Below are 9033 nucleotides of genomic sequence, written 5' to 3' on the forward strand. Positions count from 1 at the left end.
TGGATCATCTGCGCGAGCACAAGAAGGAGAGCCTGAGGGCCCTGGCCGCCTGAGCACCGTCATGTGTCCGCCGCTACGCTAAACACGGGGGCAGCGCGGCGGACCCGCCGCCGTCACCGCGATGCCACGCCATTTTGCAGAACTTGACGCACACAACTCCAGAACGTACCGACCCCCTCTGTCGCCTTTGGCGACATCTCCCCCTCGAGGGGCGAGATCACACCTTGCCGAATCGCTCAATCCAAACCCGAAAAACCCTCTTCCTCCAGCACCTCGGTGCCGCCGAACCGGAACGGTGCGAAGGAGGCGCGGTGCAGCCGTGCCACTGGCCCGTGCAGATCGATCGCCGTGCGATGGCGGACAGTGGCGTAGCCCATATGCAGTTCGAAGCCGTAACGCGCATGATGGCTGCCGCAGCCGCACATCATGCGGTCGCGCATCACCTTGGCGACGATCGAGGCTGCGGCGATCGACTGCGAGCGCTGGTCGCCCTTGATCAGTGCTTTGCCCTCGCAGGGCAGGCCGGGCGGCACGTCGCGGCCGTCGGCCAGTGCCAGCTTCGGCCGGATTGACAGGCCGGCCACGGCACGGCGCATCGCCTCCAGGCTGGCCTTGAGGATGTTGGAGGCATCGATGCCTTCGGCGCTGACCGAGGCCATCGATACGGCGAGCGCGGAGCCGAGGATTTTCAGGAACAGCGCCTCACGCTGCAAATGCGTCAGCCGCTTGGAATCGTCGAGGCCGTCGGGGATGTTGGCGGGATCGAGCACCACCGCTGCCGCCACCACCGGCCCGGCGAGCGGGCCGCGGCCGGCCTCGTCCATCCCCGCCACCGGCCAAAGGCCTTCGGCCATCGCCCTCGTCTCGAACGAGAAGTCGGGTTTCTCGACGATTTCGAAGAGAAGCGGAGAATCGGAACGCGGGCGAGCCATGGTGCGGCGAGGTTCGCATCGGCTCCGATTCTCCGCAAGTCCCCTCCGGGTCGGGCGGGGCACCGGACCAGGAGGGGGCTACCGTCTGCAAGCCCGGGGACAGGACAGGCCGGACGGGATTTTTCGCCTGCTGCGGCCGCTTCAAGCGGCTGGCGCGAGACGCTTTGTCACAGCAGCATCAGCTGCTCGGTAGCCTTGGCGGCGGGGACGAACTGGTCGGTCCTGAGCGAGCGCCGCTCGGCGTTGAGGCCGAGCCGTTTGGCAGCTATCTCGAAACGCCGGCCGATCTGCCAGGCATAGGGACCGGAGCCTTTCATGCGCTTGCCCCATTCCGAATCGTAGTCCTTGCCGTCGCGCATCGAACGGATCAGCGACATGACGTGGCGATAGCGGTCGGGATAGTGGCGCAGCAGCCAGTCCTTGAAGATCGGCGCGACCTCCAGCGGCAGGCGCAGCAGCACATAGCCGGCCTCGCGCGCGCCCGCTGCCTGCGCCGAATCGAGGATGCGCTCCATCTCCGGGTCGGTCAGTCCGGGGATGATCGGCGCGACCATCACCGAGGCCGGAATGCCGGCATCCGAAAGCTGCCTGATCGCCTCCAGCCGCTTGGTCGGCGTCGACGCTCGCGGCTCCATCGTTCTGGCCAGCATCCTGTCCAATGTCGTCACCGACAATGCCACCTTGGCCAGCCCGCGTTCGGCCATGCGTGACAGAATGTCGATATCGCGTGTCACCAGCGCCGACTTGGTGACGATGCCGACCGGATGGCCGCGCGCCTCCAGCACTTCGAGGATCTCGCGCATGATCCGGTATTGCTTCTCGATCGGCTGATAAGGATCGGTATTGGTGCCGATGGCGATGGTGCGCGGCTGGTAATTATCCCTGGACAATTCCTTGTCGAGCAGCCGCGCCGCATCCGGCTTGGCAAACAGCTTCGATTCGAAATCCAGCCCCGGCGACAGGCCCATGAAGCTGTGCGTCGGCCGCGCGAAACAATAGACGCAGCCATGTTCGCAGCCGCGATAGGGATTGATCGAGCGGTCGAAGGAGATGTCGGGCGATTCGTTGCGCGTGATGATGGTGCGCGGCTTCTCGACCTGTACCTCGGTCTTGAACGGCGGCAGCTCCTCCAGCGAATTCCATCCATCGTCGAACACATGCCGGCTGACCGGCTCGAAACGGCCGGACGGATTGATGCCCGCCGACCTGCCGCGATTGCGGTCCGGACGGACACGCATGCCGCTCTGCTCGATCATCGCATTCGCCATTTCGGCCCTGCCAGCGCCGAAGGCTGCAATATCGGCACGCACGATCTGTTCCATCTTGGCCCTTTCCCAGGGACTGTCCGCCCGCTGTCGAATCGCTCTGCTCATGAATGTATTCCTATCGTATCGATGAGAACAAAGCAAGAACTTTCTCGCGGTGCGCCGCAAAAACTGGCGCTGCCCACCGCTTTCCGCTATTCGGCTAAACATGCTCAGCGTCCTGATCGAAACCCTGAATGACGAGGAGGGCCTTGCCCGCACGCTCGCCTCGCTGATCGGCGGCGCGGTCGAAGGCGTGGTGCGCGACGTTCTCGTCTGCGACACCGGCTCGACCGATCAGACGCACCGCGTCGCCGAACATGCCGGCTGCCACTATGTCAGCGGCGGCATCGCCGCCGGCATCAGGCAGGCCAAGGGCGACTGGCTGCTCTTGCTGGAACCGGGCGCGCGGCTGGGAGAGGGCTGGATCGACGAGGTCGCCGCCCATACCGCCAGGCAAACCATGGCGGCGCGGTTCTCGCGGGCACGCGGCAGCCGCACGCCGTTCCTGTCGCGCGTCTTTGCCGGAAATCGCGCTCTCGCCGAAGGCTTGGTGATCAGCAAGCGTCAGGCCGCGGCGCTGTCGAAGAACGCCCGCAGCGCCGAAGCGATCGCCCGCGGCCTGGCGACCAGGAGGCTCCACGCCGAGATCTGGGTCGCGCCGCGGAAGTGACGGCTTACCGTCCCGGTTATGGGAACTCCGCCCAAGCACATTTTCTGGCGGGTCGTCGTTTATTGTGCATTGCACAAAATCTGGCCGGGGGTTACCATTCCCCGCGATATGGGCGAATAGGGTTTGGGGTGTGCCGGAGCGGCGACGACTAACGTCGATGCTGTTCCCTCGACATTTTGAGGACCCCGATGACCCTTTCAAGCCCTGACAAGTCCGGCGCTGCAAGCCTCGAGGCGATCGCACGAAACGGCGGCACGCTGCGCCGCATCGCCGCCCGCATCCCGACCTATCTTTCCGACCTTCGCGAGAATCCGGCATGGCTGCCGATGTTCATGCTGGCCCGCACCATGCCGGCGCGGCGCCTGCACTGGCGCGGTGCAAAGCCCGTTCCGCCGGCGCGCAATGTCGGTGAAACGATGTTCGCCGGCGTCGATCGCGATGCCGTCGTCGGCGCGCTGCGGACGGAGGGGCTCTATTCGGGCCTGATGCTGCCGGCCGCCATCCATGAGGAGATTGTCCGCTTCGCCGAGCGCACGCCATGCTTCGGCAATTTCGACCGTCGGCTGGAATTCCTGCCCGAAAAACACGCCGATGCCGAAAAGCATTTCGGCCGCCCGCTGCTCAGCGGTCACTATTTCGAACGGGTCCTCGACTGCAACGCTGCGGTCGCCGTGCAGCGCGATCCGCTGCTTCTCGATATCGCAGCGCACTATCTCGGCAGCCAGGCCAAGCTGATCACCACCCGCGTCTGGTGGAGCTTTCCGACCGGTGGCGTCTCGGACGCCGACAAGAACATGGCCTCGCTCGGCAAATACCATTTCGACCTCGACGACTGGCGCATGCTGAAGTTCTTTTTCTACCTGGTGCCGGTCGACGCCGACACTGGGCCGCATGTCTATGTCCGCGGCTCCCATAACCGCCGCATCCTGAAGCATCAGCTGACGCTGCTGGTCGGCCATTCGGCGGAAGAGGTGCTGGGCGTCTACGGCGAGCAGAGCCCGGTCACGCTGACCGGGCCGGCCGGCCTCGGCTTTGTCGAGGATCCGTTCGGCTTCCATATGGGCACCGTGCCGACGCTCACGCCGCGGCTGATGATGGAGGTTGGCTTCGGCGTGTCGCCGCCGTCGCGCCGGCGTTTTCACGGCGAGCCGGTCATTCGCTAAACCGAGGTCGCTTGGCTGATACTTCGGTTCGTCTCAGCCGCGCCGCAAATGCTCGTCCAGCCGCGGCATGATCTCGACGAAGTTGCAGGGCATGTGCCGATAGTCGAGCTGCGGCTTCAAGATGCCGTCCCAGGCGTCCTTGCAGGCGCCGGGCGAGCCCGGCAGCACGAAAACGAAGGTGGCGTTGACGACGCCGCCGGTTGCCCGGCTCTGGATCGTCGAAGTGCCGATCTTGTCGTAGGAGATGCGGTGGAACACTTCGGAAAAGCCGTCCATGCGCTTTTCGAAGATCGGCTCCAGCGCTTCCGGCGTCACGTCGCGGCCGGTGAAGCCGGTGCCGCCGGTGGTGATGACGACATCAATCGCTTCGTCCCTTGACCAGCCCAGGACCTTGTCGCGGATCTTGTCGCGGTCGTCGGTGACGATGTCGCGGGCGGCCAGGACATGGCCGGCCTCGGCAATGCGGTCGGCCAGCGTCTGCCCGGATTTGTCGTCGGCGAGGCTGCGCGTATCGGAAACGGTCAGTACTGCGATGTGCACGGGAACGAAGGGGCGGCTCTCGTCAATCCTGGCCATGGGCATCAACCTCCGATGTCACGCTTCGCGTCGCCGCGACAAACCAGTCGGGATGGCGGCTGCGAATATCGACGGCCGCGCGCTTGGCCACATTGCCGGTCTCGAACAGCCCGAAGCAGGTGGCGCCGGAGCCGGACATCCTGGCAAAACCGGCTCCGGCCTTGTTGAGCACGGAAAGCGCCTTGCCGATCGCGGGCTGGATTGCGCGCGCCGCAGGCTCGAGATCATTGCGGGTGATCTCCAGCCAGTTGCGGATGCTGTGGAAGTCGAGGTTGCGCGGCAGCGGCGGCAGTCCCGCATTGTCGCGGCGGCCAAGCGCTTCGAACACGTCGGCCGTCGAGACGGCAGTGCCGGGATTGACGAGCACCAGACCCAGCGCCGGGAAACCCGGCACGAGCGTCAGCTCGTCGCCGATGCCGCGGGCTATCAGCGGCTTGGCTGCGAGGCACATCGGCACGTCGGCGCCGAGCGACAGGCCGATCCGCGCCAGTTCGGCATCGCCGATGTCGAGGCTCCAGGTCTGGACCAGGGCGCGCAGCACAGCCGCCGCATCGCTCGACCCGCCGCCGACACCGGACGCGACCGGCAGGTTCTTTTCGAGCCTGATGGCGACAGCCGGTGCGTGCTGGGGACCGGCCTCGCGCCGCAGTGCATCGCGCGCTCTCACCACCAGATTATTGTCGTCGACAGGCACCGCGGAGGCGTATTTGCCGGACATGGAAAACCCATCGCTGTCGGCAAGTTCCGTTTCGATGCGGTCGCCGAAGCGCGTGAACACAGCCAGGCTTTCGATCGTGTGATAGCCGTCGGCGCGCTGGCCGGTGACGTGCAGCGCGAGATTTATCTTGGCGTGCGCATGCGACGCCCGGATGCTGGCCTCGGCGTTCACTGGCTCGGCCGCGAGGGGGACGACGGTCAATCCTTGGCCAGACGGTATTCGCCGGTCTTCGGGTCCTTGACCAATGTTCCCATTGTACCGTTGGCGGCCTGCTTTTCGGTACGCCGCACCTTGGCGGTCACACGCTCGGCTTCCCTGACGAAGGAGCGGTAGCCGAAATAGGCGGCAATGCCGACGACGGCGAAGAAAATGATCTGCGGCATGTCAAACTCCTCCCTCGCAAGGCCGGCAAGGCCGCCGGTCGGGTCGGTTGATGATTTATGCTAGACGCTTTCACCGGCTTTTCAAAGCCCGAAGCGCGCCCACAGCGCGCGCTCTTCCGCCGCATCGATGACGCCGCTTGCCGCGGCGGCGGCGATATCGGGCGCCGAAAAGCTCGAGCCGAACAGGCCGAAGCGGCCGAACAGGCCGCGCGGCGCGGTGATCAGCTTGAGCTGGGTTTTCGGCCCGAAACGGCTCTTCAGCACGCTGCGCATGTCGCCGAGCGCATCGACCAGTCCGAGTTCAAGCCCCTTCTTGGCCGTCCAGAACAGGCCGGTGAACAGGTCGGGATCGTCCTTGAGCTTGCTGCCGCGCCTGTCCTTGACGAGGTCGATGAAGGTCTCGTGGACCTCGAGCTGCAGCGCCTTCAGGCGCTCGACGTCCTCCTTCTTTTCCGGTTTGAACGGGTCGAGCACCGCCTTGTTCTGGCCGGCGGTGTGGACGCGGCGCTCGATGCCGATCTTCTTCAACAGCTCCGGAAAGCCGAACGAGGCCGACACCACGCCGATCGAGCCGACGATGGAGGACGGGTCGGCAAAGATCTCGTCGCCGGCGACCGCGATCATGTAGCCGCCCGATGCCGCCACGTCCTCGACGAAAACCAGGACCTTCTTGTTCTTCTCGCTCGCCAGGTCGCGGATGCGCCTGAAGATCAGCCGCGACTGCACCGGCGAGCCGCCTGGCGAGTTGATCGAGATGGCGACCGCCGGCGCGTCGAAGGAAAACAGCTTTTCGAGAAGGCCGGCGGTGGAAGCGAGCGACAGGCTCGGCCGGAACTGGCCGCCGCCGGGCATGATGGTGCCGTGCAGCCGGATGACCGGAATGGTGACGACGGCGGAGCGCCAGGATTTCGGCAGCAGGCGGTTGAAAAGGCGTTTCACGAGGGGGCGGTCTCCGGTCGATTTGCTTGAGGCATGTAGGAATTCGCCAGCCAACGGCAATGCCGTCACCCCGGCAATCAGAATGGATCAGTCTCCGAAAAGCGACGCCAGCCCGTTATTGATCAGCTCTGCCCGCTCCGAAGGGCCATTGCCTGAATAGGCATGCAGCATAAGCGGTGGCTGGATCGACAGTTTGCCGCGTGCGCCGAGTGCTGCCCGGACGACGATGCGGATCGCCGCCGCTTCGGGGCGAGGGTGGACGGCCAGCATCTCGGCGTCGCCGAAGCGGCCGGCAATGGCATCGAGGATGGCGCCGAGCTGTTCCGGCCGGGCGATGACGGCCAGCCCGCCGCCCGGCCTGACCACCGCGGCCGCGCTGCGGATCCAGCTGTCGAACAGCCCATCCGCAGAGACATGCGCGGCCTTTCTCAGCGGATCGGACGTCGCGCGATCCTCGGCGGCATTGAACGGCGGGTTCATGATGACGAAATCGAAGCTGTTGTCCTCGAGGCCGGCGGCCGTTCGCGCCCGGCCCGACAGCGCGACATCGGCGACGAGCACCGAGGCGCGGTCGCTGAGATGCGCATTGCCGGGATGGGCAAGCGTGGTGGTGGCGAAGGCCGCCATTTCCGGGGAACGCTCGACAAGCACGGTCTCTGCAGCGGGGCAGCGCGACAGTACCGCCAGGCCGGCGGCACCGGCACCCGCGCCAAAGTCAGCAAGCCGCCCGGCGAAGGAGGACGGCACGGCAGCCGCCAGCATCATCGCATCCATGCCGGCGCGGTGGCCCGCCTTTCTCGGCTGCACCAGCCAGAAGCGACCGCGATGAAAGGCATCGACCGTATGAGCCGGCATGTCCGGGACAAGGGCAGCGGGCGACGCGGACATTATTTTTGGCGGATCTCGTTGGCGATGCCGGCATCCGTCAGGATGCGCCGCGCCGCATCGGCCTTGTCGGCATCCACCATGACACGGCGGGGCAGGATGCCGATCGAGCCGTCGAGGACGCTCATGTTCTGGTCGGCGACGAAACAGCCGATGCCGGCATCGCGCATCAGCGATTCGACAAACGAAATGATGACGGCGTCGTTGGTGCGGATGAGCTCTATCATCGGATTAGGGCCATGATCTATCGATATGGTCGAAATGGCGCCTGAAACGGCAAGAAGATGCGAGGAGAAGCGTGAAGGTCGGGGTCTTTCCCCCGGCCGAGCGGTTCGACGACGCAGCTTGCAGCCGTTTCGGCGTCCGGAGGATGTGGTCCATCTGCCCGGCTACTTTGTCGCGAAGGACTTGAAAGCCGAATGGCTTCCTGCGCCTTCGCTCCGCGTATCCGGACGGATGGCCTCACACCATTTCGATCATATCGATAGATCATGGCCCTAAACTCGCAGTTTGCGGCGTTGATGTAAACGTAGGCGTGATCATGTACCAGAGCCGGCGCGCCAATTCGCCTCTTGCCGCAGCAGTGGGTGACACCCTAGAGTCTGTCCAGGGACCATGTTGCCGTCGTGCATATCGAGGTTGGGAGTTTTGCCGTGGGTGTCGTTCTCAACATTGAAAACGGGAAGCGCGAAGCCGCCTCGATAAAGGACCTCATCGACCTGACCGCGGCCGACATGGGGCGCGTCAACAAATTGATCCTGTCGAAGGCCGGCTCCGATGTCGAGATGATCCCGGAGATTGCCAACCATCTGATCTCGTCGGGCGGCAAACGGCTGCGGCCGATGCTGACGCTCGCCGCCGCCCAGATGTTCGGCTATTCCGGCGACGGCCATGTCAAGCTCGCCACATCGGTCGAATTCATGCATACCGCGACACTTCTCCACGACGACGTCGTCGACGAAAGCGGCATGCGGCGCGGCAAGAAGACGGCGCGTATGATCTGGGGCAACCAGGCCAGTGTTCTGGTCGGCGATTTCCTGCTCGGCCAGGCCTTTCGCATGATGGTCGACGTCGGCTCGCTGGAAGCGCTCGACATCCTGTCCAGCGCCGCTTCGGTCATCGCCGAAGGCGAGGTGATGCAGCTTGCCGCCGCCAAAAACCTCGAGACCACCGAGGACGAGCATTTCGCGGTGATCAAGGCCAAGACCGCGGCGCTGTTCTCCGCTGCCGCCGAGGTCGGCCCGGTCATCGCCCAGGCGACGCGCAATGATCGCGCGGCACTTCGCTCCTACGGCATGAATCTCGGCCTTGCCTTCCAGCTGATCGATGACGCGCTGGATTACGGCGGCACCAGCAAGGATCTCGGCAAGAATGTCGGCGACGATTTCCGCGAGGGCAAGGTGACGCTCCCGGTGCTCCACGCCTATCGGCGCGCCACCAAGGCCGAGCGCAGCTTCTGG

General features: G+C 65.1%; 11 protein-coding genes. 3 read left to right on the forward strand and 8 right to left on the reverse strand.

The window, feature by feature from the left end:
- Positions 1-236: 236 nt before the first annotated feature.
- Complete coding sequence (rnhB, locus tag NKI72_RS33050) at positions 237-932, reverse strand: ribonuclease HII (RefSeq protein WP_352501990.1); 696 nt, start codon at positions 930-932, stop codon at positions 237-239.
- Positions 933-1099: 167 nt separating this feature from the next.
- Positions 1100-2254, reverse strand: a complete 1155-nt coding sequence (locus NKI72_RS33055) for a PA0069 family radical SAM protein (RefSeq protein WP_254818651.1) — start codon at positions 2252-2254, stop codon at positions 1100-1102.
- A 151-nt stretch (positions 2255-2405) separates the two neighbouring features.
- Between NKI72_RS33055 and NKI72_RS33060 the strand changes: the two genes are divergently transcribed.
- Together NKI72_RS33060 and NKI72_RS33065 are read left to right on the forward strand one after the other, a co-directional pair.
- On the forward strand, positions 2406-2909 hold the full coding sequence (locus tag NKI72_RS33060; RefSeq protein ID WP_352830753.1) for a glycosyltransferase: 504 nt from the start codon (positions 2406-2408) through the stop codon (positions 2907-2909).
- Between the two features lie 188 nt (positions 2910-3097).
- Positions 3098-4072, forward strand: a complete 975-nt coding sequence (locus NKI72_RS33065; protein WP_352830751.1) for a phytanoyl-CoA dioxygenase family protein — start codon at positions 3098-3100, stop codon at positions 4070-4072.
- Between the two features lie 33 nt (positions 4073-4105).
- Here NKI72_RS33065 and moaB read toward each other — a convergent pair whose 3' ends face one another.
- The 6 genes from moaB to NKI72_RS33095 form a co-directional block, all read right to left on the reverse strand.
- Positions 4106-4648, reverse strand: coding sequence for a molybdenum cofactor biosynthesis protein B (moaB, locus tag NKI72_RS33070; RefSeq protein ID WP_352540121.1), 543 nt, complete (start codon positions 4646-4648; stop codon positions 4106-4108).
- Positions 4635-5537 carry a 4-(cytidine 5'-diphospho)-2-C-methyl-D-erythritol kinase gene (locus tag NKI72_RS33075; protein WP_352852017.1) on the reverse strand — a complete coding sequence of 301 codons (903 nt, stop codon included), beginning with the start codon at positions 5535-5537 and terminating at the stop codon, positions 4635-4637. Before NKI72_RS33075 ends, moaB begins: the two co-directional genes overlap by 14 nt.
- 26 nt (positions 5538-5563) lie before the next feature.
- Positions 5564-5749 carry a membrane protein gene (locus tag NKI72_RS33080; RefSeq protein ID WP_023674078.1) on the reverse strand — a complete coding sequence of 62 codons (186 nt, stop codon included), beginning with the start codon at positions 5747-5749 and terminating at the stop codon, positions 5564-5566.
- Positions 5750-5830: 81 nt separating this feature from the next.
- Positions 5831-6688, reverse strand: a complete 858-nt coding sequence (locus NKI72_RS33085; protein WP_352501988.1) for a S49 family peptidase — start codon at positions 6686-6688, stop codon at positions 5831-5833.
- 87 nt (positions 6689-6775) lie between these two features.
- Entirely contained in the window at positions 6776-7576 is an 801-nt protein-coding gene (locus tag NKI72_RS33090) for a tRNA1(Val) (adenine(37)-N6)-methyltransferase (RefSeq protein WP_352852013.1), read from the reverse strand.
- On the reverse strand, positions 7576-7800 hold the full coding sequence (locus NKI72_RS33095; RefSeq protein ID WP_023674082.1) for a putative signal transducing protein: 225 nt from the start codon (positions 7798-7800) through the stop codon (positions 7576-7578). The genes NKI72_RS33090 and NKI72_RS33095 overlap by 1 nt, the downstream gene beginning before the upstream one ends.
- 426 nt (positions 7801-8226) lie before the next feature.
- Between NKI72_RS33095 and NKI72_RS33100 the strand changes: the two genes are divergently transcribed.
- Positions 8227-9033, forward strand: an 807-nt coding sequence (locus NKI72_RS33100) for a polyprenyl synthetase family protein (RefSeq protein ID WP_352852015.1), incomplete at its 3' end; no start/stop codon positions are given.

The organism is Mesorhizobium sp. M0437 (genome assembly GCF_040321335.1).
Taxonomy (GTDB): domain Bacteria; phylum Pseudomonadota; class Alphaproteobacteria; order Rhizobiales; family Rhizobiaceae; genus Mesorhizobium.